Here is a 22,211-nt window from a genome sequence, read left to right as displayed (position 1 = left end):
CGGGCCGGAATCCTCGGAAGGGGAAGCACGTTGGACCGTTCATGACGTCATTCGAACCGGCACAGGAAGCGCTGCTCCGCCTCATCGGCGAGCGCGACGGGGGAGTCCTTGTCACTCTCAAGCGGGACGGGCGGCCCCAGCTGTCGAACGTCAACCACGCGTACTACCCGGACGAGCAGGTGATCCGGGTATCGATCACCGAAGGCCGGGCGAAGACCCGCAACCTGCGACGCGACCCCCGGGCGAGCTACCACGTCACCAGCGACGACCGCTGGGCCTGGACCGTCGCGGACGGCACCGCCGAGCTGACCCCGCCCGCCGCCGAGCGGGACGACGCCACGGTGGAGGCCCTCATCACGCTGTACCGCGATGTGAGAGGCGAGCACCCCGACTGGGACGACTACCGGCGGGCCATGGTCGAGGACCGCCGCGTGGTGCTCACGCTGCACATCGAGCACGTCTACGGCCAGCCACGTGGCTGAACCGCCACCGACCGGACGCCGTGTGCCGGGTGCCGCCGGCCCGAGCGGCTGCCCCGTTCACCGTCCTCTTCTCGCCCTGTCGGACAGTCCGACGATAATGAGACGACACCGACTCCCCCAGGAGATGTTGTGACCGGCGCCGACTACTTTGTCCCCTTCCGTACGAAAATGCGTTCGATGCGCTCCGAGTCCTTCGGGGCCGATCCCGCGGGAGCGCGGATGCAGCGCATCCTCAGCTCGCCGAACTTCGCCGACGGCGTGTTCCAGAACCCGCTGGGTGCCCGGACCAGGCCGTCCGGATCGACGCTGGAATTCGCCAAGATCTACTTCCAGAAGGAGCAGCGGATCCGCAGGGCGCCGGCAGGGACCGTTCCGGTCCACGCCACCACCCTCGCCGATCTGGCCGCACCGCCCGTCACCGGGCTGCGGCTGACCTGGATGGGCCATTCCAGCGTGCTCGCCGAGATCGACGGCCGCCGGGTGCTGTTCGACCCGGTCTGGGGTGAGCGGTGTTCCCCGTTCCCCTTCGCCGGACCCAAGCGCCTGCACCCGGTTCCGGTGCCGCTGACCACGCTCGGATCCGTCGACGTGGTGGTGATCTCCCACGACCACTACGACCACCTCGACCTGCCGACGATCCGCGCGCTGGCGGGCACGGACACCGTCTTCGCCGTGCCGCTCGGCGTCGGCGCCCACCTGGAGCGCTGGGGCGTGGCCCCCGACCGGCTGCGCGAGCTCGACTGGAACGAGACCGCCGAGGTCAACGGGATCAGCCTCACCGCCACGCCCGCGCGCCACTTCTGCGGCCGCGGCCTGCGCAACAACCAGCACACCCTGTGGGCCTCCTGGGCCGTCTCCGGCCCCGAGCACCGGATCTACCACAGCGGCGACACCGGCTATTTCCCCGGCTTCCGGGACATCGGCGCCGAGCACGGACCCTTCGACGCCACGATGATCCAGATCGGCGCCTACTCGGAGTACTGGCCGGACATCCACATGACCCCCGCCGAGGGGATGCGCGCCCACCTGGACCTCCAGGGCGGCCGCCCGCACGGCGTGCTGCTGCCGATCCACTGGGGCACCTTCAACCTCGCCCCGCACGCCTGGGCCGAGCCCGCCGAGTGGACGCAGGACGCGGCCGAGGAGGCCGAACAGCCGGTGGCCTTCCCCCGGCCGGGCGAACCCTTCGAGCCTGCCGGAACGCTCCCGGTGGAGCCGTGGTGGCGAGCCGTCTCGGCACCGATGGCGGCCGCGCAGTGGCGTACGGCGACACCGGACACGGTCCCGGGCGGCGCGCCGGTCGTACGGCGGGACCTGGACGTGGCCGGAGAGCGGTGACCGCCGGGTGAGGGCCCGGGCGGCCGGGCCCTCACCCGGATCGGAGATCAGGCCGCCGGAGCCGGGTACGTCGGGTACTCCACGCCGGAGACGTGCTGGACGACCCGGATGACCTGGCACGAGTAGCCGAACTCGTTGTCGTACCAGAGGTAGAGGATCGCGTTGTCGCCGTCGACCTTGGTGGCGCCCGCGTCGACGATCGAGGCGTGGCGCGAGCCGATGAAGTCGCTGGAGACCGCGTCGGGGGCGCTGATGAAGTCGATCTGGCGCTTGAGCGGCGAGGCGAGCGACACGTTACGGAGGTAGTCGAGGACCTCTTCGCGGGTGGCCTCGCGGCCCAGCCGCAGGCTCAGGATCGCGATGGAGACGTCCGGCACCGGGACGCGGATGGAGCTGCCGGTGATCGGCGCGTCCAGGTCCGGCAGCGCCTTGGCCACGGCGGACGCGGCGCCGGTCTCGGTGATGACCATGTTGAGCGCCGCGGAACGGCCGCGCCGGTCGGAGCTGTGGTAGTTGTCCAGCAGGTTCTGGTCGTTGGTGTACGAGTGGACGGTCTCCACGTGGCCGCGCAGGACGCCGTACTCGTCCGCCATCGCCTTGAGCGGCGGGACGATCGCGTTGGTGGTGCAGGACGCGCAGGACAGGATCTGCTCGTCGTCCTTGATCGTGTCGTGGTTGACGCCGTGGACGATGTTGGGGACGTCGCCCTTGCCCGGCGCGGTGAGGACCACCTTGGCGATGCCGGGGCGCAGGTGCTTGGAGAGCCCCTCGCGGTCGCGCCACCTGCCGGTGTTGTCGATCAGGATGGCGTCCTTGATCCCGTACTCGGTGTAGACCACCGTCGTCGGGTCGTCCGAGTAGATCACCTTGATCTCGTTGCCGTTGGCGACGATCTTGCTGTTCGCCTCGTCGACGGTGATCGTGCCGGAGAACTGGCCGTGGATCGAGTCGCGCCGCAGCAGTGAGGCGCGCTTGACGATGTCCTGGCCGGAGCCCTTGCGTACGACGATGGCGCGCAGCCGCAGTCCGTTGCCGGAGCCGGCCTTCTCGATGAGGAGACGGGCGATGAGGCGGCCGATGCGGCCGAAGCCGTAGAGGACGACATCGCGCGACTCGCGGCGGTCGATCTTGTTGGCGCCGGTCGCCCCGGCGACCGCCTCGGCGGTGAACTCCTCGACCGACAGGCCGCGGTCGTCGGCGCGGAACGTCGCGGCCAGCATGCCTATGTCGATCTGGGACGGGCCGAGGTCGAGCGTCGTCAGAGCCTGGAGGAACGGCATCGTCTCGGTGACGGACAGCTCCTCGCCGGCGATCTGCCGGGCGAAGCGGTGGGTCTTGAGGATGCTGACCACCGACTTGTTCACCAGGGAGCGGCTGTGCAGCAGGACGTTCACGTCCTGCTCACGGTGCAGCTTCCCGATGATCGGGATCATCGACTCCGCGATCTCCTCGCGGTGCATCCAGTTGGTGAACGAGTCGTCATTGACAGTCACGTGTTTATCTTTCGAGCTAGGCGGCGCTCATATGGTAGCCGCCCCGGTGTGTTCATCCTCAAGGTGGTCCCGTCCGGAGATCCGGGGCGGGCCAGGCCGGTGTCAATGCGGCGTAATCGGGCGCCTGTGCGAGAGGTCATACCAGAGCGGGACGGATGGCGGGCAAGTTCCACAACTGCCCGTCGCGCACAGGTCGGTGGCGACTACCGTGTGTGCTCGGTGATCAACAGCGGGCTCCTGGACTCCGGTCCGGCCCGACCACTGACCCGAGCTGGACCGACCACCGCAGGTGCCACCGCAGGAACGCCGACAGGGGCGACAGGAACGCCGATTCCTGGTGCCCCCGTACCGAGGACGCTGATGTCTCAACTTCGCGCACCCGCCGCGCGACCGGACCGCCGCGAGGGCGGACGGCACGGCCGCCCCGGCGCACGCGCCCACTCGGCCACGAGCAGGCCGCGCGCCGCCCAGCCCACCCCCGAGGGCCGCATCCGGCCCCAGTTGCTGCGCACCGCGCTGCTCCCCACCATCGCCGCCCTGCTCAGCGGCGCGGCCGCCGTCATCTTCACCATCCGCGACGGCGCCGTCGACCCGTCCCCGAGCCTGTGGGCCGCGCTCGGCGGATCGGCCGCCCTGGCCGTCGCCGCCGTCGCGGCCGCCTACCTCGGCGCCCACCGCGTGGCGGGTGCCGTGCTCGACCGGGCGCTGACGCTCCGCCGCACCAGCGCCCAGGGCCAGGCCGAGCTTCAGCGGGTGGTGGAGCAGCTCCGCTCCGGAGAGCCCGTCGGTCCCCGGCGCCCACCGCAGCCTCCCGCTCCGGACGGCGACGCCTTCGACCTGCTCGCGCTGGAGATGGGACGGGCGCAGGAAGCCGCGGTCACCGCTGTCGTCCAGGCCTCGCAGCTCTTCAGCTCGACCGGCAACGAACAGAAGGTCGAGGTCTTCGTCAACCTCGCCCGGCGGCTGCAGTCCCTGGTCCACCGCGAGATCCAGATCCTCGACGAGCTGGAGCACGAGGTCGAGGACCCCGACCTGCTCAAGGGCCTCTTCCACGTCGACCACCTGGCCACCCGGATCCGCCGCCACGCGGAGAACCTCGCCGTCCTCGGCGGAGCCGTGTCCCGGCGCCAGTGGAGCAACCCGGTCACCATGACCGAGGTGCTGCGCTCGGCCATCGCGGAGGTCGAGCAGTACCCGCGGGTCAAGCTGGTCCCGCCGATGGACGGCACCCTGCGCGGCCACGCCGTCGCCGACGTGATCCACCTGCTGGCCGAACTCGTCGAGAACGCCACGGTGTTCTCCGCACCGCACACCCAGGTCCTGCTGCGCGTCCAGCGCGTCACCGCCGGACTCGCGCTGGAGGTGGAGGACCGCGGCCTCGGGATGCCGGACCACGAGCAGAAGCGCATGAACGCCCTGCTCTCCGACCCCGACCAGGTCAACGTCGCCCACCTCCTCCAGGACGGCCGGATCGGCCTGTTCGTCGTCTCCGCGCTGGCCCGCCGCCACGGCATCGCGGTCCGCCTGCAGAGCAACATCTACGGCGGCACGCAGGCGGTCCTCGTCCTGCCGCAGACCCTCCTAGGCACCGACCCGGACACCGCGGCCACGCCCGGCGCCGCCCCCGTACCGCCGCCCGGAGCCGTCCACCGCCCGCCCGCCGACGACGGACCGTCCGTCCCGTCCGCGCCGCCGCAGGTGCGGGCAGCCCCGCCGCAGGCCGTCCAGGCGCCCGCCGGCCACCCACGCGACGCCCAGGCGCCCGGTTCGCACGCCCACGCCGCACCGGAGAGCCGCCCGCCCGGCCACCGAGGCGAGGCCCCGCCCCTCCCACTGCGCGCCGAACGCATCGACCGCCCCGCACCCCCGGCAACGGCCGCCGCCGCCGACCGGCCCGTACCGCCCGCCGTCACACCGGAGCCCGCCGATCGCTCCGCACCGCCCGCACCCCTCCCGCCCACCGCCTTCACGCCCCAGCGCGTCGACCACCCCACCCAGCCCGTCGCCCGGCCCCAGCTCCCCAAGCGGGCCAACCAGGAGCACCTCGTCCCGCAACTGCGCGAAGCGCCCGCCCCGCGCGTCGAGGACGAGCACGCACTGCACGACCCGGGCCTCATGGCCGCCTTCCGGCGCGGCATCGACCTCGCCGAGGCCCAGACCGCCCAGGAGGAAGGGACCACCACCGGGTACGGCGGAGCCACCTCCGCGCTCGACGCCCCTCTGGAGACCCTCGCCCCCTTGCCCGTACGCGGAGCCGAACCCGTACGCGAAGGCGCCGAGCCGTCCGGAGCGCCCGCGCCGCTCGGCCGCGCGCAGACCGGGCACGACACCTTCCTGCCGGGCCACGCCGTGCCGGAACCCCGTAAAGACACGACTTTCAAGGAGTAGACACGATGCCGAGCGACATGCAGGCCGGTCAGGTCTCGGACCTGGACTGGCTGCTGAGCGGACTGGTCCAACGCGTGCCCTACACGCGCAGCGCGGTGCTGCTCTCGGCCGACGGACTGGTGAAATCCGTCCACGGCATGGACCCCGACAGCGCCGACCACATGGCCGCCCTGGCCGCCGGCCTGTACTCCCTGGGCCGCAGCGCCGGCGCCCGCTTCGGCGACAACGGCGACGTCCGGCAGGTGGTCGTCGAGCTCGACTCCACGCTCCTGTTCGTCTCCACCGCCGGATCCGGCACCTGTCTCGCCGTCCTCGCCGGGCGCGAGGCGGACGCCGCGGTGCTCGGCTACGAGATGGCGATGCTGGTCAAGAGCGTCCGTCCCTATCTGACGACCCCGCTGCGGCAGCCGGCCGGCGCCCCGTTCACTCCGGGGCTGTGAGGATGCCGGCCCCGCAGGACGGGCCCCTGCTCGACGACGCGGCCGGCCGGCTGATCCGCCCGTACACCGTCAGCAACGGCCGCACCCGGCCGTCCACCGGATTCGACCTGCTCTCCCTGGTCATGGCCACGGGCATCGAACCCGACATCCACCTCGGCCCCGAACACACCGTGGCCCTCGGACTCTGCGAGGGACCCATGTCCGTCGCCGAGATCGCCGCACACCTTCGGCTGCCCGCGGTCGTCACCAAGGTCCTCCTCTCCGACCTGGTCGACTGCGGAGCGGTCACCGCGCACGCTCCCGCTTTCCATGACACACCCACCGACCGATCCCTGCTGGAGGCAGTGCTCGATGGTTTACGACGACAGCTCTGACCGCACCGGAACCACCGAGTTCTTCCCCGTGGCCCTCAAGGTGCTGGTCGCGGGCGGATTCGGCGTCGGCAAGACGACCTTCGTCGGCGCGGTCAGCGAAATCGCCCCGCTGTCCACCGAGGAACTGCTGACCCAGTCCAGCGTGGGCACCGACAACCTGGACGGCGTCGAGTCCAAGACGGCCACCACCGTCGCCATGGACTTCGGCCGCATCACCCTCTCCGAACAGCATGTGCTGTACCTGTTCGGTACGCCGGGCCAGGAGCGGTTCTGGTTCATGTGGGACGAGCTCTCCCAAGGAGCGCTCGGCGCCGTGGTGCTCGCCGACACCCGGCGGCTGGCCGAGTGCTTCGCCGCCGTGGACTTCTTCGAGCGGCGCGGCATCGGCTTCATCGTCGCGGTCAACGAGTTCGACGGTGCCTACCGCTACGAACCCGACGAGATCCGGGCCGCGCTCGACCTCGGACCCGAAGTGCCGGTCGTCCTGTGCGACGCGCGGATCGCCAGCTCCGGTACGGGCGCGCTGGTCACCCTCGTACAACATCTGATCAACGCCACCTCCGCGCCCGCTCCGCTCCAGGCTTTCGGAGCCCACCAGTGACATCCTTCGCCACCGGCCGGATGCTGCTGACCCCCGCCGACCGGGACGGCCCGGCCCGCGCGGAGCGGCTGCGGAGGCTGGATCTCGGCGAGCGGCCCGACGCCTCGTTCGACGACTTCGACGCCTTCGCCGACAAGGTGGCCGAAGTCACCGCGTCGCCCTTCTCGATGGTCAACTTCATCGACGAGAACCGTCAGTTCTTCGCCGGACTGCACACTCCGGCGGGCAATCGCGGTGGCAAGGAGCTCGGTGCCGTCGCGGCCGGAGGCAACCGCGGCGCGCGCCACATGGCCCGCGACCACGGCTACTGCCCGCATGTGGTCGTACGGCGCAAGGCGCTGGTCCTGGACGACGTCTGCGACTATCCGCGGTTCGCCGGCAATCCGGTGGTGGACGACATAGGCGTCCGCTCCTACCTCGGCGCACCGCTCATCGACCGTACGGGCATCGCGCTCGGGACCGTCTGCGCCGTGGATACCGTGCCGCGCCCGTGGGGCCGGGCCGGGCTCGACACCATCAAGTCGCTCGCCCAGGAGCTGGTCCGGCAGATCGACCACCGGGAGGGCTACCGTCACCCGTGACGACTCCCGTGCGGCGGCGGACCCGTGCTGCCCCGCAGCACCACCTCCCCGTCGATCCGCACCACCCGCGACCGCCCCGCACCCGACGGCGTGCGCAGAGCCAGCGCGATCACCTGCTCGCCCATCGCGGTGAGCGGCAGCGCCACCGTGGTCAGCGGCGGCGACAACTCCCGTACGAGAGGGATGTCGTCGAACCCCGCCAGCGACATGTCCTCCGGCACCCGCACCCCCGCCTCGCGCAGCGCGGCCAGCGCGCCGACCGCCATCACGTCGGTCACCGCGAAGACACAGGTCGGCCGGGGACCGCCGGACGCCAGCAGTCGCCGTGCCGCAAGATGTCCGCCCTCCCGGGTGAACGCCTCCCGCACCACCCGCTCCAGCCGGATGCCCGCATCGGCGAGCCCCTCGCGGAACCCGGCCAACCGGTCGGCCACCGTGGTCAGTTCGGGCAGACCGGTCAGCACGGCGAACTCCCGGTGCCCGAGCGCCACCAGCGCCTTCGCGAGCCCCGCCGCCCCGGCCCGGTTCTCCGGCCGCACGGTGTCCACCCACAGCGACCGGTGCCGGCTGACCACCGCCACCCGGCCGCCGGCGCGCACGTACGGATCCAGCTCCGCGTCCATCGCCCGCTCCCAGGCCCGGTCCTGGAAGCCGGAGCCGATCAGCAGGATGGCCCGCGCCCGCTGGGCCCGCAGCATCGAGACGTACGCGATCTCCCGGGCCGGCTCGCGGAAGGTGGAGGCGAGCATCACCAGCAGGTCCTGCTGCGCCGCCGCCCGCATCACGCCGCCGGCGATGCCCGCGAAGTACGGATCGCCGACGTCGTGGCAGATCAGCCCGACCGTACGGCTGCCCTCGGTGCTGGCCAGGGCCTGGGCGTGGGCGTTGGGGATGTAGCCGAGGCGATCGGCGGCGGCACGGACGCGGGTGCGCAGATCGTCGCGGACCCGGGTGGTGCCGTTCAGTGCGCGGGAGGCGGTGGCCGGCGACACGCCGGCCTCGCGGGCCACGGCGTCGAGCGTGACGTGAGGAGCCGGGACGCGGCGGCGCGTATCGGGGTGGAGAGGTGTTTCCCGTTCACTCAACTCGACCCCCAGGGGTGCGGTGGTGGCTGGGCCCCGAAACTTCGGGACGACCTATTGACCGTGTGCGCGCACAGTCATTAGCGTGGCGGCACCTTATCAGAAAGCGCTTTCTGAAAGCGCCTTCAGTCCCTCACCACCAGCATCGCAGCAAGGCACAGCTCGTCACAACTGCCCCCGGCTTGCAGGGAGTTCACCGTGAGTGAGAGCGCGTTGGCCGAAAGGCCCGCCGAGGTGGCGGGAGTCGCCCACCGGGCCGGTCCCACGGCGGGGGAGCGGCTGGCCCGGGCGGCGGAGAGGAGCTGGCGGCCGGTCGCGCTGCTGCTCGTCTGCTTCGCGCTCTGGTGGGTGATCGCGGCGGCCGAACTGGTCGAGCCCTATCTCGTACCTTCGCCCGGCGCGACCCTCGACGTCCTTACGGGCAAGGCGGGTTACCTCTGGCAGCACAGCTGGGTGACGACGTACGAGACGCTCCTCGGCTTCGTCATCGCGGTCGCCGTCGGTGTGCTCGCGGCGGTGGTGATGGTGTACTCCTCCACCGTCGAGCGCACGCTCTACCCGATCCTCCTCTTCGCCCAGGTCGTGCCGAAGATCGCCATCGCGCCGCTCTTCGTGGTGTGGCTCGGTTTCGGCATCGCTCCCAAGATCCTCATCGCCGTGCTCATCGCCTTCTTCCCGGTGGTGATCTCGATGGTCACCGGCCTCAAGGCCGTCGACCCGGAGATGCTCCAACTCTCCGCCACGATGGGAGCGAAGCCGTGGCAGACCTTCCTGAAAATCCGCTTCCCGGCCTCGCTGCCGCACCTGTTCTCGGGCCTCAAGGTCGCCGTCACGCTCGCGGTGACCGGCGCTGTGGTCGGTGAGTTCGTCGGCGCCGACGAGGGCCTCGGCTATGTCATCCTCCAGGCCAACGGCAACCTCGACACTCCGATGCTCTTCGCGGGGCTGCTGGTGATGTCGCTGATCGGCGTCGTCCTCTTCGTCCTCGTGGAGATCGCCGAGAAGCTGCTGCTGCCGTGGCACGCGAGCCGCCGGGAGACCTCGGCCACCACCACGTACTGAAGTCCCGGAAGTCACCGTCCCGTTGCGAGAAGGGCCAGCCCATGCACGCGCGCAGACTCCTGATCGGTGCCGTACCCCTCGTCCTGGTGGCGACCGCCTGCGGCGGCAACGACGCGTCGACCACCACGAGCGACTCCGGCAAGAAGCTGGACCGGGTCACGCTGACGCTCAACTGGTATCCGTACGGCGAACACGCTCCGTTCTACTACGGAAAGCAGCAGAAGATCTTCGAGAAGCACGGCATCGACCTGGACGTCCGGGCGGGCCAGGGCTCGCAGAAGACCGTGCAGGCAACTGCCGCCGGACAGACGGACTTCGGCTGGGCGGACACGCCTGCGCTGCTCGCGGGAGTGGACCAGGGCGTCAAGGTCAAGAGCCTCGGTGTGTTCCTCCAGACCACGCCCGCCTCCGTGCAGTCCTTCGACGCGAAGGGCATCGCCGCGCCCGCCGATCTGAAGGGCCGCACGATCGCCGGCACGGCCGGGGACGCGCTCTCCAAGACCTTTCCGATCTTCCTGAAGAAGAACGGCATCGGCGCGTCGGACGTCAAGGTCCAGAACACCGACCCGGCGGGCAAGATCGCCGCCGTGATCTCGGGCAAGACCGACGGGCTGCTCGGTTACGCCAGTGACCAGGGCCCCACCATGCAGGACAAGGCGAAGAAGCCGGTCTCGTACCTCCGGTTCTCCGAGCACGGCCTGAACTTCTACTCCAACGGGCTCCTCGCCGGTCAGAAGATCCTCGCCGCGAAGCCGGAGTTGGCCCGGCGCATGGTGCGGGCGGTCAGCGAGGCGTGGGCGGAGGCGGCGAAGGAGCCGGGGCCGGCGGTGGCCGCTATGGAAGGCGCGTCCGAGCAACTGCCGCCAAAAGCCGTCCTGTCGGAGCAGTTCGCCACGACGCTCACCCTGCTGCACACGGAGGCGACCGAGGGCAAGGCGCCCGGCGTCAACACCGAGGCCGACTGGCAGCAGACCATCGACGTGTTCGCCGAGGCGGGGATGGTCGCCTCACCGAAGGCCGTCGGCGACTACTGGGACACGAAGACGGCGTTGAAGGGATGACGATGCCGAAGGAGCGAGCGACGGCGACAGCGCGTATGCCGGTCAAAGGGGTTGGTGCGGCTGCGGTCCAACTGGCGGATGTGGCTGTACGGTTCCGCAGCAAGAAGCGTGATGTCACAGCGTTGAACGAGGTCTCGCTGGACGTGGCGCCGGGTGAGTTCGTCGCCATCGTGGGCCCGTCCGGCTGCGGCAAGTCCACGCTCCTCAAGCTGGTCGCGGGACTGCTCAACGCCTCCTCGGGCGAGGTGCTGCTCGGCGGCGAACGGGTCGACGGACCACGCCACGACATCGGTTACGTCTTCCAGCGCGCGGCCCTGCTGGAGTGGCGCTCCGCGCTGCGCAACATCCTGCTCCAGGCCGAGATCCGCCGGATGCCGGCGGCCCAGGCGCGCGGACGGGCGGACGAGCTGATCCGGATGACCGGCCTGACCGGATTCGAGGACGCCTACCCGCACGAACTCTCCGGCGGAATGCAGCAACGGGTCGCGCTCTGCCGGGCGTTGCTCCACGAGCCGCCGGTCCTGCTGATGGACGAGCCGTTCGGCGCGCTCGACGCCTTGACCCGCGAGCAGATGAACACCGAGCTGAACCGGATCTGGCGGTCCACCGGCACCACGGTGCTCCTGGTCACGCACTCGATCTCGGAGGCCGTCTATCTGGCCGACCGTGTGGTGGTGATGAGCCCGCGGCCCGGCACCATCACGGAGATCATCGAGGTGGGGCTGCCGGCCGAGCGCGACTACAGCGAGACGCTGGGCCGCCCGGAGTTCCGCGCGGCCGCGGCCCACATCCGCGACCTGCTCGGTGCGGTGTCCGGGCAGGACTGAGGAGCCGCTGTCGTACGGGGGCGGGCTCGGCCTCCCGGCCCCACCCTCACTCCAGCCCGAACGCGTCTGCCAGCAGATCCATGTGGGCGCCCAGCAGCGTGCTGCCCCGGTGTGCCATCCCGGCGAACTGGCCGGCCAGCTCCAGGCTCACCGAGCCGTGCAACTGGGTCCAGGCCAGCACCGCACCCGCCAGCGCCGACGCGGCCCGGGCCTCTCCGGCCGCTGTGCCCGGGGCCTCTCCAGCTCCCGCGTCAGGAGCGGCGTCCACCTCCGGGGCGTACCGGCCCACCCACGCCCCGACCGTCGCGTCCGCCGCGAGCCAGGCGGTCATCTCCGCCACCGTGGCGGCCACCGCCGGGCCGGGGTTTCCGGTGGCGAAGTGCGGCAGGAAGGGCCCCAGCACCGCGCGGGCCCGTTCCAGCGTGTCGGCTGGGGCCACATAGCCGGGCACCGGGTCGCCCTGGATCAGCAGATACCGGTGAGGCTGGGCGACGGCCCAGGCGCGGTATGCCTCGGCCAGGTCGTGCAGCCGCGCGCGGACGCCCCGGGAACCCTTCGCCGAGCGGGCCGCCGCCCGAGCCATCGCGGCAGCGGCGTCGTCGTACGCGTCCCGGATCAGAGCGTTGAGCAGGTCGTCCCGGCCGGCGAAATAGCGGTAGAGGGCCGGTCCTGAGAGGCCCATCTCCTTGGCGATCCGGGTCAGAGCGAGGGAGGTGCCGCCGCCTTCCGCGAGCTGCCGCAGCGCCAGGTCCTTGATCTCCGCGCGGGTCTGCTCCCGGTACCGGGAGCGTGGTCCCTGTCGGGTCCGTTCCATCACGGTCCCCTCTCACCGGCCGAGCTCGCTCCTGTTACAGAGTCTAACAAGTGCTATTGATAAGAGCTGTCGCGAAAGTTATGGTCTCTAACAGAAGTGATGAGTCGTTCTGGCGGCGTGCCGGCAGTGCGGCCCGAACGGACACGGACCCATCTCGAAGGAGCACACCATGACCACCGCACTCGCTCTGCACACCGTCCTCGGCTCCGGACCCGCCGGCACGGCACTCGCCACGGAGCTGGTCCGCCGCGGCCATCCGGTCCGGCTCGTCGACCGGTCGGGCGGCGGCCCGGCGATCCAAGGGGTCGAGCGGTACGCCGCCGATGTCGCCACCACCGAAGGGGCCCGCGCGGCCGTGGCCGGAGCCGTCGTCGTGTACCACTGCGTCAACGTCGGCTACCACCTCCAGGTGGAGGTCATGCCGAAGATCCAGGAGGCGGTCCTCGACGCGGCCGAGCAGGAAGGCGCCCGGCTCGTCGTCCTGGACACGCTCTACCCGTACGGCGAAACGCGCGGCGCGGTCATGACCGAGGACTCCCCGTGGAACGCCACCACCCGCAAGGGCCGTATGCGCGCCGAGCTGGACGCCCGCTACCTCGCCGCCCACCGCGAAGGCCGACTGCCCGTCGTCCTCGGGCGCTCCGCCGACTTCGTGGGCCCCGGAGTCCTCAACTCCACGCTCGGCGGCGCCGTCTTTCCGGCCGCTCTCACCGGGCAGCCGGTGCCGGTCCTCGGCGACATCGACCTGCCGCACAGCTACACGTACATCGCGGATGTCGCCGCCGGACTCGCCACCCTCGGGGAGCGCTCGGAGGGTGGTGGTCGGGTCTGGCACCTGCCCACCGCTCCCGCGCGCACCACCCGCCAGATCCTCGCGCTCGTCGAGGAGCGCACCGGCCGCCCGCTGGAGCTGACCGTGATCCCCGAGCCCCGCCCCTTCGGGCCTTTCGACGAAACCTTCATGGCGGAGTACGCCGAGATGTTCTACCAGCACACCGAACCCCAGATAGTCGACTCCTCGGCCATCGAGAAGGCCTTCGGGCTCACTCCGACCCCGCTGGAGGCGTCCATCGACGCCACCCTCGCCTGGTACGGAGAGCTGCTCGCCGCCTCACAGCGCTGAACGCGCCCCGGCCCCGGGCGCGGAACCGCACACCCGGGACCGGACGACACGTACCGCCGGCTCGGCGGCCGGTCAAAGCGCAGACCCACCGCCGCTCGGCGGCCGTCAGTAGCGCAGCCCCGACAGATACCGGAAGCTGGCCCGTGCCGAGGCGAACGGGTCGGCCGGTGCGTCATGCTCCACCAACCACTGCCGCACCCCGCCCTGCCGCGCGGTGTCGAACATCTCCGGGAAGTCCAGCACGCCCGCCCCTACGTCCGCGAAGTCCCCGTTCGGCGCCATGTCCTTCACATGAAGCGCCGGGAACCGGCCGGGGTGTCGGACGAACAGCTCGCCGGGTGCGGAGGAGCCGCCCTTGGCCGCCCAGTACACATCCAGCTCGAACCCGACCAGCTCCGGATCGGTCTCGTCGAGCAGGATGTCGTACAGGCTGACTCCGTCCACCACCTCATGGTCGCCACCGTGGTTGTGGTAGAGCAGCTTCAGTCCGGACTCCCGGGCGGCGAGCCCCGCCCGGTTGAACTGCCTTGCCACCTCCCGGTATCCGGCCGGTGAGTGCAGCGAACCCGGCAGGCTCGGCACCACGATCCACCGGCCGCCGAGCGTATGGACGTCCTCCAGCGCCTGCGGCAGTCCGGTGCCGGTCACGATGTCGTAGCCGACGTGTTCCAGGACGGCCTTCAGTCGCACCCGGTCCAGCATCTGCCGTATCGCGGCCGGAGAGTTGCCGTGCCGTCCGCTGACCCCGACCGTCGCGTATCCGATCTCGGCGAGCTGCTCCAGCGTCCCCGCGAAGTCCGCCGCGAGCGGTGTACGCATCGTGTACAGGTGCATCCCGATCCCGGACGGCGGGATGCGCCGGCAGCCTCGCCGCCGTCCGGCCGCCGAGGCCGGTGCCGCGCCGATGCCGGTGCCGACGACGGCGGCCGTAGCGAGTGCCGTACCGATTCCCGTACGGAGAAAGGCTCTTCGTGTGCTGTTCACGCGCTCTCCGCTCCTCACTTCACGTCGATGCGCACGGCACCGGTGGTCGTGTCGCCCTTGTCGTCGGTGACCGTCAGATGCGCGGTGTAGGCGCCCTTGCGGTCGTAGCGGTGCGACGCCGTCGCGCCTTCGGGTCCGGTCGGCTTCACGCTGTCGCCGAAGTCCCAGTGGTACGAGGCGATCGTCCGGCCCCCCGCCGGCTCGACCGTGCTGCTCAGCGCGACGGTCAACGGTGCTGTGCCGGAAGCCGGTTCGGCCGTGACCGCCACCTCCGTGCCACCGGCCTTCTCCACGCCCGGCCCGTTGAAGTGCAGCCAGTCGAGAGAGAGGAGGTCGGCCTTGCCGCTGCTCCACTCCGGGTTGGTGAAGACGGCGTACAGCGTGGTCGTGGAGCCCGGGTCCTTGAGCTCCGTCGTCGGCGAGATCAGCTTCTCCCAGCCGCCGGTGCTCGGCACGGTCACCGAACCGAGCAACTCGCCTGTCGGCGAACCGGATCGGAACTCCACCGTGCCGCCGAGCCCACCCGACGACGCGCCGACCGTCACGGATTCGACACCCTTCAGATTCACCGGATCGAAGGTGACCCAGTCACCGTCCTCGATCTCGATGAGCCGCTTCCCGCCGGACGCGTCGGCCCGACTCCCCACTTCCGCACCGCCGTTGCGGCCGCCGGTCGCGATGAAGTGCTCGGCCTCGCGGTGAGAGGTGTGCAGGGTCAGCGAGGTGGAGCCGGTCAGCGCGGGAGCTTCCGGTGCGCCCTTGTCCTCGTACTGGGCGGTGATCCCGTAGTAGAGGTTCTGTCCCGGGCCGTGGCTGTCACCGGCGTCCGTGACGATCTCGCCCGTGCAGCCGGTGTAGTTGTCCAGCGGATGCAAATGGGTGTCATGGCCGAGCTGCGACTGCACCACGACCCGCGAGCAGTCGATCGGACCACTCTGTCCGTCCTCCTCGTCGGTCACCTCCACCGTGAAGGGGATGGTGTCACCGAAGCTGAACATCCCGCCGTCCGGCGGCTGTTGGATGGTGACCTCGGGCCGGGTGTTGCCGACGGTGATGTCCTGCACCGCCAGAGCCGTCAGCTCGTCGGGTCCGGTGACGGTGAGCTTGGCCGTGTGCAGTCCCTTGGTGGTGTAGGTGTGGGAGGGGTTGGCCTCGGTCGAGTCGGTGGTGCCGTCTCCGTCGAAGTCCCAGGCATAGGTGACCGGTTGGTCGCCCGGCAGCCCGGATCCCTCGCTGGAGAACTCCACCGTCAGCGGCGCCGGACCGCTGTCCCGGTCGACGGAGAGCTTGGCGTCGGGCAGCCGGCCGTCACCTACGTAATCGATCCGGTAGATGCCCGCACCTTCGTTGCTGCCGCCGCGTCCGGTGCCGCTGCCGAGTCCGAAGTCGATGACGTACAGCGCCCCGTCAGGACCGAAGTCCGCGTCGAAGGGCTGGTTCCACTCCATGTCCTCGAAGATGCCGTTGACGGAGTGGAGGTCACCCGCCTTCACCGGGTCGAAGCGCGGATCGGTGAAGGTCTGGTCCTCGCTTTGGAACGAGAACGTCTTGAACCACCGGCGGGTCAACTCGTAGTTGAACGCCTTGCCTTCGAAGTACGCGGGGAACTTCGTCCGGTAGGTGTTGTCCGGGTCGTAGTCGTAGACCGGACCGCCCATCGGACCGCCGCCTCCGGTGCCGACCTCCGGGAACTCCGCCGACGCGGAGTACGCGTACCAGACTGTCGCGGGCTGGGCGGACGGCAGTTCACGCAGGCCGGTGTTGTTCGGCGAGTCGTTGACCGGTGCCGCACAGTCGAACTTCGGTCCGGACTTCTTCGCCGCGAAGTCGTAGTCGTTGAAAGGGGTGTTGTTCCCGATGCAGTACGGCCATCCGAAGTTCCCCGCCCCGGTGATACGGGTGTACTCCACGGTCCCCTCGGGTCCTCGGTCCGCCACCGCCGCCCGTGCGTCGGGACCGTAGTCCGCGACCATCAGGGCGCCGCTGACGGGGTCGGTGGTGATGCGGAACGGGTTGCGCATGCCCATCGCGTAGATCTCGGGCAGGGTCTTCTCCGTACCCGGCGCGAAGAGGTTGCCCTCCGGAACGGTGTACGTCCCGTCGTCCTGCGGTGTGATCCGCAGGATCTTGCCGCGCAGGTCGTTCGTACTGCCCGCGGTCATCTGCGCGTCCCAGGCGCGCCGGCCCTCGCCCTCGTCGATCGGCGTGAAGCCGTCGGAGGCGAACGGGTCGGTGTTGTCGCCGGTCGCCGCGTACAGGTTGCCGTCCTTGTCGAAGGCGAGCGAACCGGCCATGTGCGAGTTGGCCCGGCCCTCGCCGCGCAGCGTCGGAACGGTCAACAGCCGCTTCTCGGAAGCCGGATCCACGATGTTGCCGTCCACGGTGAAACGCGACAGGTTCAGCCGCTTCTCGACCTTGTCGGAGTAGAGCAGATAGAGCCAGTTGTTCTCCGCGAACCCGGGATCAAGGGTCAGGCCGAGCAGTCCGTCGGACTGGCTGGTCATCTCCGGCGTGTACGCGAAGTCCAGCGCGGTCGACACCTTCATCGTCTCCTGGTCGATCACCTTCAGCTTCCCGGTCCGCTGGGCGAAGAACACCCGGCGGTCCGGAGCGATCGCCAGCTCGAACGGGTCGGCCAGGTCGCTCGTCGCGAGTGCCGTACGCTGGAACGAACCGGTGCGCGTCGCGGTGCAGTCGCCCTCCGCCGCGCCCGCCGCCCACTGGATGCCGCCTAGCAGATGCTGGACGAAGGCCTCCTCCTGGAAGGCCGCCTTGTCATGTCCGCCCGCGGTGAACCAGGAGCGCCCGCCGTCGTAGTTCTGGCACCAGGAGAACGGGTGGTCCACGCCCTCGTCGAGTCCGGTGACCCCGTCCCGCACCTTGATCTGCGCGAGCGTGTGCACCTTGGAGGTCGGATTGGTGCGCCAGTTGTACCACTCCTCCGTCCGCTCCCAGAGGTCCGGCAGATGCTCCGTGGACGGGTGGGTGCGGTCCAGCACCTTGACCCGGCCCGTCTGCACCTCCGGGTGCTGGTCGAAGATCGCGCCGACCAGACCCTCGTACCAGTCCCAGTCCCGTTCACTGGCGGACGCGGCGTGCACGCCCACCCAGCCGCCGCCCGCTCGGATGAACCGCTGGAGCGCGGTCCGTTCGCCGGCGGTCAGCAAGTCGCCTTTCTCCGGTGTGGAGTTGGTGTTGTTGAAGACGACGGCCTGGAAGCGGCCGAGATCGGCGTCGTTGAAGACGGCGGAGTCCTCGGTGGCCTCCACCTCGAAGCCGTGCTCGGCCCCGAGCTTCTTCACCGCCTCGATCCCGGCGGGAATGGAGTCATGGGTGAAGTTGGTGACCTCGGAGTAGACGAGCACCCGGTACGGAGCGGCCTGCGCTTGCGGTGGCACCGCCGCCAGCAGGGCGAGGACGAGGGCCAGGAGCGAGGTGAGGGCGATGAGGGGGGATGGGCCACCGGGTGAACGGCCGACGCGGCCGGCCCGGCGTGACGAACGGCGTCTCATGGGGCGCTCCCTGTGCGGTAGATGCCGACTGTGGGGTGTAGAAAGCGCTTTCTGAAGTACGCCGTTCAGGGTAGGTTCATGGCTTCGACGGGTCAATGGGTCTGCGGCGCCTGCCGGTTCGGGTGTGAAGCGGGATGGCCGGGGGTGGCCGGGCGACGGGTGCCGGTCGCGGGTGGGTGCCGGTGCGGGGGTGGATGTCAGTCCCGGGCGTTACGGTCGAATCCCGGCAACGGCCGCCGGGCTCATCCGATCGGAGATGCGGGATGACGGCCAGGAAACCCAGGAGCAACAGCGCCACCACTCCTCTCACCGCCGCCGATGTGCGCTCGGCCGCGCTCTCGCTGTATCACTACGCCTGGCTACGGGTCCGGCTGGCCGCGCTGGAGGACGCCGAGGAGCTCGCCGCCATCCTCGCCGACGCCTGGCGCCAGGTCGCTCCGCGCCGACTGCTGGCCGCGCATCCGGAGCTGGAGGAGCCGGGGGAGTCGGGGGAGGGGTGAGAGGTTGGTTCTGCCGTTCCTGCGGCTAACCGGTGGCCGCCTGCCTCAGGCCCGCAGAAACCCGGTGAGCCGCTCGCGCAGGCCGCGCGCGTCGAGCCCGTGTGCCGCCAGGTGCTCGTCCATCTGCCCGTACCGGCGCAGCTCGGCGCGGCCCACACCGAGGCCGAGGACGCGGTGGGGCAGCTCCATGAGCGCCTCGTTCGCCGCGGCCGTCGAGGTGCCGGCCAGGTAGGGCTCCACGATCACCACATCGGCGCCCGGGCTCGCACCCGCAACGGAGTCCAGGCCCGCCCCGACGGCACGACGCAGCCCCGCCGTGTCGAACGGCCGCACGGTCGTCGCGTACAGCACGCTCACGTCCAGCCGCTCGGTCGCCGCGAGGACGTTGTCGAGCATCGGGCCGACCGCCACGACGGTCCCGCGCCGCCCTTCGCGTACGACGGAGAACCCGGCGGAGCCGCCGACCGGCCGCGCTGTCCGGTTCGCCTGGAGGGAGAGGCGTACGTACACGCGGTCATCGCCGTCCACCGCCTCCCGCAGCAGCGCCTCGGCCTCGTCCGGGTGGCCCGGCACATGGACGGTCCAGCCCTCCAACGTGTCCAGCAGCGCCACGTCACCCGGCGCCATATGGGTGAAGCCGCCGGCGGGCCAGTCGTACGAGCCTCCGGCGCTGACCAGGATCCCGCCCACTCCCTGGTGGCCGAAGTCCAGCTTGACCTGCTCGAACGGCCGCTCCACCAGGAAGCTGGCGAAGGTGTGCACGATCGGCCGCATCCCGGTCAGCGCCATCCCCGCACCGGCTCCGATCAGCAGCTGCTCCCTGATCCCGACGTTGATCACCCGGTCCGGATGGGCCCGCCGGGCCGGGGCGAAGCCGTCGGCGCTGATGTCGGCGAGCACGACGGCCAGCCGCGCCTCCTCGTCCAGGAGCTGTGAGGTGGTGGCGATGAAGCGGTCACGCATGGTGTCCATGAAGGGGTCCTCCGGAGGATGCGCCGGTCACGGACCGGCCTGAGCAAGGTGTACGGGTGTGGGGTCAGCTCTTGGGCTCGACCCGGGCGACCACGGCCCGGGGCCGGCCGGGGTGGGGTGCGGTGAACGCCGCGTACAGGGCTTCGTGGTCGCGGCCGTCCACCGTCGCCGCCGACCATCCGGCGGCCTCGAACCGGGAGGCGATGCCACCGGGCCAGCCGTGGGTGGCGGAGGCGTTGTCGATCACCAGCGTGTGCAGCTGCTCCAGCCCGGCCGGACCGGCGTGGGCGATGGCCTCGTGGTTGCTGCCCTCGTCCAGCTCGGCATCGCCGACGAGCACCCAGACCCGCGGATCGGTGAGCCCCTGGGCCCGCAGCCCGAGGACGGTCCCGACGGCCAGCGGCAGGCCGTGCCCCAGCGAGCCGCTGCCGATCTCCGCGCCCGGGACGAGCAGCCGGTCCGGATGGTGGCCGAGCGGCGATGCGTACGTTCCGAAGCCGCGCAGCACCTCCTCGTCGAAGAAGCCGTGAGCCGCCAGAACGGCGTAGTACGCCATGGGCCCGTGCCCCTTGGAGAGGAGGAAGCGGTCCCGCCCTGGGTCGTCGACGGTGGTGGGCGTCACGCGCAGCACCCTGTTGTAGAGCACCCAGAGCGCGTCCGACGTTGAGTGCGCGGCGGGAGCGTGCTTCTCGGCGCCGGCCATCAGGGTGATCAGGCGGTTGAGGTCGGGGAAGTCGTGGAGGCCGCGGACAGGAGCGACGGTCGTGTTCGTCATGCCACCGAGCGTTCACCCTCAACCAAGGTTGAGGTCAAGTGGGAAACGGGTTCGTGACCACCTGGGCAAGTGCGGTATTGTTCTCATGCGCGTTCGGCCAGGGGAAACCCCAGGTCAGGCGGGCATCGGGACGTGGCGCAGCTTGGTAGCGCACTTGACTGGGGGTCAAGGGGTCGCAGGTTCAAATCCTGTCGTCCCGACTCGTGAGAGTCGTGGTTCAGGGCCGGTTTCGGAGTGATCCGAAAGCGGCCCTTGATCTTTTTCGCTGATCTGCGGGCCAGAAATGCCGGAACACAGCTCTTCAGGAGCCCGTCCACGACTCTGTGGGACACCACCTCGCCTGCTCCTCGGAGACGCCGACGCCAGAAACCTCGAAGCGCTCGTCGTTCCTGCCCTCCGGGGTCGCAGAAGCCAGGTGTACCGCGGCCAGTTCGGCTTCGAGCGGGTTCGGGCGACCGTGAGGACGGGGCAGGTCGCGTGGGTCGCGCAGTAGCGGGTCACTGACGGCCGTATCCGGGACAGCCATCCGCCTCGTGGGCCTGTACCCACCACCAGGAGATCGTCGCACGAGCGGGCGGCTTCGACCAGGACCGCTCCGGCGTGCATGGACGCCGCGTTGTCCAACTACTTCCGGCCGGGGAATCTGACCGCTCTGCGGGAGCTGGCGCTGTTGTGGACCGCGGACCGGGCCGACGAGTACCTCCAGCAGTAACTGGGGTGAGCACGGCATGCACCACCTGGCAGGCGCACGAACGCATCGTCGTCGGGCTGACCGGTGGTCCCGAGGGCCACACCCTCATCCGCCGCGCCGCACGCCTCGCGGAGAAGGGGGCGGGCGGCGAGGTCCCGCCGTCTACATCGCCGCCCGCGACGGGCTGACATCGGCCTCGTCCAAGGAACGGGGACCTGCACGGCGGCAGTCCGTGCCCGGCCCGTCGACCGTCCCGCGGACGCCGACGTCGACATACCCGTCGGGGAGAATCCGGCCCTGGTCCCGAGTGGCCGGACCCTGCCCGCCGAGAACCGGCGGGCCCTCAGGGCTTCGCCGCTCAGGCAGTCGTGGCCCTGGAGCGGCGGCTGGTCGACCAAGCCGAGGAGGCGCGCGAACCAGCCGAGAGCGACCGCCTCCGCACCGCCCTGCTCGCCGCCGTCAGCCACGACCTCCGCACGCTCTGGCCGGGATCAAGGCATCGGTCACCTCCCAGCGCTCGCACGACGTCGACTGGTCGGAGACCGACCGCGAGGCCCTGCTCGACGGAATCGAGGACGGGGCCGATCGCCTCTCCGCGCTGATCGGCAACCTCCTGGACATGTCCCGCCGCAACACGGGCACCGTCGTACCGCTGATCAGGGAGACGGACCTGGACGAAGTGGTCCCCATGGCTCTGGGCGGCATCCCCGAAAGCAGCGTGGAGCTGGACATCCCGGAAACCCTTCCGATGGTCGCCGTCGACCGCGGCCTGCTGGAACGCATCGAGGCCAACATCGTCGAGAACGCCGTCGAGTACAGCCCGGCGGACATCCCCGTCCTCGCCTCCGCCAGCAGCCTGCACGACCGGGTCGAACTCCGGGTCGTCGACTGCGGCCCCGGCGTACCCGACGCGGAGAAGGAACACATCTTCGAACCCTTCCAGCGCCTCCGCGGCGCCCCACGGGGTGCGGGAGTCGGATTCGGTCCGGCTGTCGCGCGCGGCTTCACCGAGGCGATCCGGGCCACCCTCACGGCTGAGGACACCCTTGGAGGCGGACTCGCCATGGTGCTGTCACTCCCCACCGGCCGGGGCGTGCCGCCGTTCCGCCCG

General features: G+C 70.6%; 19 protein-coding genes, 1 tRNA gene and 2 pseudogenes. 14 read left to right on the top strand and 8 right to left on the bottom strand.

All coding sequences use genetic code 11. The annotated features are described in order from the left end of the window. The first annotated feature begins 41 nt into the window (after positions 1 to 41). Together ABZ267_RS28590 and ABZ267_RS28585 are read left to right on the top strand one after the other, a co-directional pair. The gene (locus tag ABZ267_RS28590) at positions 42 to 482 is read left to right on the top strand and encodes a PPOX class F420-dependent oxidoreductase (protein ID WP_356752453.1); all 441 of its coding nucleotides are present in this window, start codon (positions 42 to 44) and stop codon (positions 480 to 482) included. A gap of 129 nt (positions 483 to 611) precedes the next feature. Then, a complete protein-coding gene (locus ABZ267_RS28585; RefSeq protein WP_356752451.1) occupies positions 612 to 1,820 on the top strand; it encodes an MBL fold metallo-hydrolase in 1,209 nt (402 codons plus the stop codon). Positions 1,821 to 1,867: 47 nt separating this feature from the next. On the opposite strand, the gene ABZ267_RS28580 is transcribed toward ABZ267_RS28585, so the two are convergent. Further along, positions 1,868 to 3,313: a glyceraldehyde-3-phosphate dehydrogenase gene (locus tag ABZ267_RS28580; protein ID WP_356752449.1), complete on the bottom strand. Its 1,446-nt coding sequence runs from the start codon at positions 3,311 to 3,313 to the stop codon at positions 1,868 to 1,870. A gap of 360 nt (positions 3,314 to 3,673) precedes the next feature. Between ABZ267_RS28580 and ABZ267_RS28575 the strand changes: the two genes are divergently transcribed. The 5 genes from ABZ267_RS28575 to ABZ267_RS28555 are packed head-to-tail and all read left to right on the top strand — an operon-like array spanning position 3,674 to position 7,697. Beyond that, on the top strand, positions 3,674 to 5,701 hold the full coding sequence (locus tag ABZ267_RS28575; protein WP_356752448.1) for an ATP-binding protein: 2,028 nt from the start codon (positions 3,674 to 3,676) through the stop codon (positions 5,699 to 5,701). Positions 5,702 to 5,706: 5 nt separating this feature from the next. Further along, on the top strand, positions 5,707 to 6,141 hold the full coding sequence (locus ABZ267_RS28570) for a roadblock/LC7 domain-containing protein (RefSeq protein WP_356752446.1): 435 nt from the start codon (positions 5,707 to 5,709) through the stop codon (positions 6,139 to 6,141). A 2-nt stretch (positions 6,142 to 6,143) separates the two neighbouring features. Next, entirely contained in the window at positions 6,144 to 6,515 is a 372-nt protein-coding gene (locus tag ABZ267_RS28565; protein ID WP_018492059.1) for a DUF742 domain-containing protein, read from the top strand. Next, the gene (locus ABZ267_RS28560) at positions 6,493 to 7,116 is read left to right on the top strand and encodes an ATP/GTP-binding protein (protein WP_356752444.1); all 624 of its coding nucleotides are present in this window, start codon (positions 6,493 to 6,495) and stop codon (positions 7,114 to 7,116) included. Before ABZ267_RS28565 ends, ABZ267_RS28560 begins: the two co-directional genes overlap by 23 nt. Continuing rightward, positions 7,113 to 7,697: a GAF domain-containing protein gene (locus tag ABZ267_RS28555; RefSeq protein ID WP_356752442.1), complete on the top strand. Its 585-nt coding sequence runs from the start codon at positions 7,113 to 7,115 to the stop codon at positions 7,695 to 7,697. Before ABZ267_RS28560 ends, ABZ267_RS28555 begins: the two co-directional genes overlap by 4 nt. On the opposite strand, the gene ABZ267_RS28550 is transcribed toward ABZ267_RS28555, so the two are convergent. Beyond that, positions 7,688 to 8,782 (bottom strand): LacI family DNA-binding transcriptional regulator, encoded by a 1,095-nt coding sequence (locus tag ABZ267_RS28550; protein ID WP_356752440.1) that lies wholly within the window; start codon positions 8,780 to 8,782, stop codon positions 7,688 to 7,690. The genes ABZ267_RS28555 and ABZ267_RS28550 overlap by 10 nt on opposite strands. Positions 8,783 to 8,977: 195 nt before the next feature. On the opposite strand from ABZ267_RS28550, the gene ABZ267_RS28545 reads away from it, so the two are divergent. From ABZ267_RS28545 to ABZ267_RS28535, 3 genes are read left to right on the top strand one after another with little or no spacing between them, the layout of a single operon-like run. Beyond that, entirely contained in the window at positions 8,978 to 9,841 is an 864-nt protein-coding gene (locus tag ABZ267_RS28545; RefSeq protein WP_356752438.1) for an ABC transporter permease, read from the top strand. Between the two features lie 41 nt (positions 9,842 to 9,882). Next, positions 9,883 to 10,902, top strand: coding sequence for an ABC transporter substrate-binding protein (locus ABZ267_RS28540; protein WP_356752436.1), 1,020 nt, complete (start codon positions 9,883 to 9,885; stop codon positions 10,900 to 10,902). Next, positions 10,899 to 11,729, top strand: coding sequence for an ABC transporter ATP-binding protein (locus ABZ267_RS28535; protein ID WP_356752434.1), 831 nt, complete (start codon positions 10,899 to 10,901; stop codon positions 11,727 to 11,729). Before ABZ267_RS28540 ends, ABZ267_RS28535 begins: the two co-directional genes overlap by 4 nt. Before the next feature lie 46 nt (positions 11,730 to 11,775). On the opposite strand, the gene ABZ267_RS28530 is transcribed toward ABZ267_RS28535, so the two are convergent. Further along, positions 11,776 to 12,543: a TetR/AcrR family transcriptional regulator gene (locus ABZ267_RS28530; RefSeq protein WP_356752432.1), complete on the bottom strand. Its 768-nt coding sequence runs from the start codon at positions 12,541 to 12,543 to the stop codon at positions 11,776 to 11,778. A 169-nt stretch (positions 12,544 to 12,712) separates the two neighbouring features. Here ABZ267_RS28530 and ABZ267_RS28525 point away from each other — a divergent pair, with 169 nt between their 5' ends. Beyond that, positions 12,713 to 13,666 (top strand): NAD-dependent epimerase/dehydratase family protein, encoded by a 954-nt coding sequence (locus ABZ267_RS28525; RefSeq protein ID WP_356752430.1) that lies wholly within the window; start codon positions 12,713 to 12,715, stop codon positions 13,664 to 13,666. A 105-nt stretch (positions 13,667 to 13,771) separates the two neighbouring features. Here the strand turns inward: ABZ267_RS28525 and ABZ267_RS28520 are convergent, their stop codons facing one another. Beyond that, positions 13,772 to 14,614 carry a sugar phosphate isomerase/epimerase gene (locus tag ABZ267_RS28520; RefSeq protein ID WP_356752641.1) on the bottom strand — a complete coding sequence of 281 codons (843 nt, stop codon included), beginning with the start codon at positions 14,612 to 14,614 and terminating at the stop codon, positions 13,772 to 13,774. Positions 14,615 to 14,664: 50 nt separating this feature from the next. Beyond that, on the bottom strand, positions 14,665 to 18,162 hold the full coding sequence (locus ABZ267_RS28515) for a ThuA domain-containing protein (protein WP_356752428.1): 3,498 nt from the start codon (positions 18,160 to 18,162) through the stop codon (positions 14,665 to 14,667). Positions 18,163 to 18,356: 194 nt separating this feature from the next. Between ABZ267_RS28515 and ABZ267_RS28510 the strand changes: the two genes are divergently transcribed. Next, complete coding sequence (locus tag ABZ267_RS28510) at positions 18,357 to 18,662, top strand: hypothetical protein (protein WP_356752426.1); 306 nt, start codon at positions 18,357 to 18,359, stop codon at positions 18,660 to 18,662. Between the two features lie 45 nt (positions 18,663 to 18,707). On the opposite strand, the gene ABZ267_RS28505 is transcribed toward ABZ267_RS28510, so the two are convergent. Both ABZ267_RS28505 and ABZ267_RS28500 read right to left on the bottom strand, forming a co-directional pair. Beyond that, a complete protein-coding gene (locus tag ABZ267_RS28505; RefSeq protein WP_356752424.1) occupies positions 18,708 to 19,634 on the bottom strand; it encodes a transketolase in 927 nt (308 codons plus the stop codon). A 64-nt stretch (positions 19,635 to 19,698) separates the two neighbouring features. After that, entirely contained in the window at positions 19,699 to 20,409 is a 711-nt protein-coding gene (locus tag ABZ267_RS28500) for a transketolase (protein ID WP_356752422.1), read from the bottom strand. A 126-nt stretch (positions 20,410 to 20,535) separates the two neighbouring features. Here ABZ267_RS28500 and ABZ267_RS28495 point away from each other — a divergent pair. Then, positions 20,536 to 20,609: transfer RNA gene (locus ABZ267_RS28495), tRNA-Pro, on the top strand. Positions 20,610 to 20,710: 101 nt separating this feature from the next. Here the strand turns inward: ABZ267_RS28495 and ABZ267_RS28490 are convergent. Continuing rightward, positions 20,711 to 21,006, bottom strand: a pseudogene (locus tag ABZ267_RS28490) (universal stress protein); the annotation flags it as partial. Positions 21,007 to 21,013: 7 nt separating this feature from the next. Here ABZ267_RS28490 and ABZ267_RS28485 point away from each other — a divergent pair. Continuing rightward, positions 21,014 to 22,178: pseudogene (locus ABZ267_RS28485) on the top strand (ATP-binding protein); the annotation flags it as partial. Positions 22,179 to 22,211: the final 33 nt, after the last annotated feature.

The sequence above is a fragment of the Streptomyces sp. NPDC006174 genome (assembly GCF_040614075.1).
Classification (GTDB): Bacteria; Actinomycetota; Actinomycetes; order Streptomycetales; family Streptomycetaceae; genus Streptomyces.
The sequence above is the reverse complement of the archived record's forward strand: the minus strand, read 5'-3'. Positions and strand labels throughout refer to the sequence as shown.

Coding starts and splice junctions, on each gene's coding strand:
- ABZ267_RS28590 (WP_356752453.1), top strand. CDS start 42: ATGACGTCATTCGAACCGGCACAGGAAGCGCTGCTCCGCCTCATCGGC.
- ABZ267_RS28565 (WP_018492059.1), top strand. CDS start 6,144: ATGCCGGCCCCGCAGGACGGGCCCCTGCTCGACGACGCGGCCGGCCGG.
- ABZ267_RS28535 (WP_356752434.1), top strand. CDS start 10,899: ATGACGATGCCGAAGGAGCGAGCGACGGCGACAGCGCGTATGCCGGTC.
- ABZ267_RS28500 (WP_356752422.1), bottom strand. CDS start 20,409: ATGACGAACACGACCGTCGCTCCTGTCCGCGGCCTCCACGACTTCCCC.
- ABZ267_RS28525 (WP_356752430.1), top strand. CDS start 12,713: ATGACCACCGCACTCGCTCTGCACACCGTCCTCGGCTCCGGACCCGCC.
- ABZ267_RS28575 (WP_356752448.1), top strand. CDS start 3,674: ATGTCTCAACTTCGCGCACCCGCCGCGCGACCGGACCGCCGCGAGGGC.
- ABZ267_RS28510 (WP_356752426.1), top strand. CDS start 18,357: ATGTCAGTCCCGGGCGTTACGGTCGAATCCCGGCAACGGCCGCCGGGC.
- ABZ267_RS28540 (WP_356752436.1), top strand. CDS start 9,883: ATGCACGCGCGCAGACTCCTGATCGGTGCCGTACCCCTCGTCCTGGTG.
- ABZ267_RS28515 (WP_356752428.1), bottom strand. CDS start 18,162: ATGAGACGCCGTTCGTCACGCCGGGCCGGCCGCGTCGGCCGTTCACCC.
- ABZ267_RS28570 (WP_356752446.1), top strand. CDS start 5,707: ATGCCGAGCGACATGCAGGCCGGTCAGGTCTCGGACCTGGACTGGCTG.
- ABZ267_RS28560 (WP_356752444.1), top strand. CDS start 6,493: ATGGTTTACGACGACAGCTCTGACCGCACCGGAACCACCGAGTTCTTC.
- ABZ267_RS28530 (WP_356752432.1), bottom strand. CDS start 12,543: ATGGAACGGACCCGACAGGGACCACGCTCCCGGTACCGGGAGCAGACC.
- ABZ267_RS28505 (WP_356752424.1), bottom strand. CDS start 19,634: ATGGACACCATGCGTGACCGCTTCATCGCCACCACCTCACAGCTCCTG.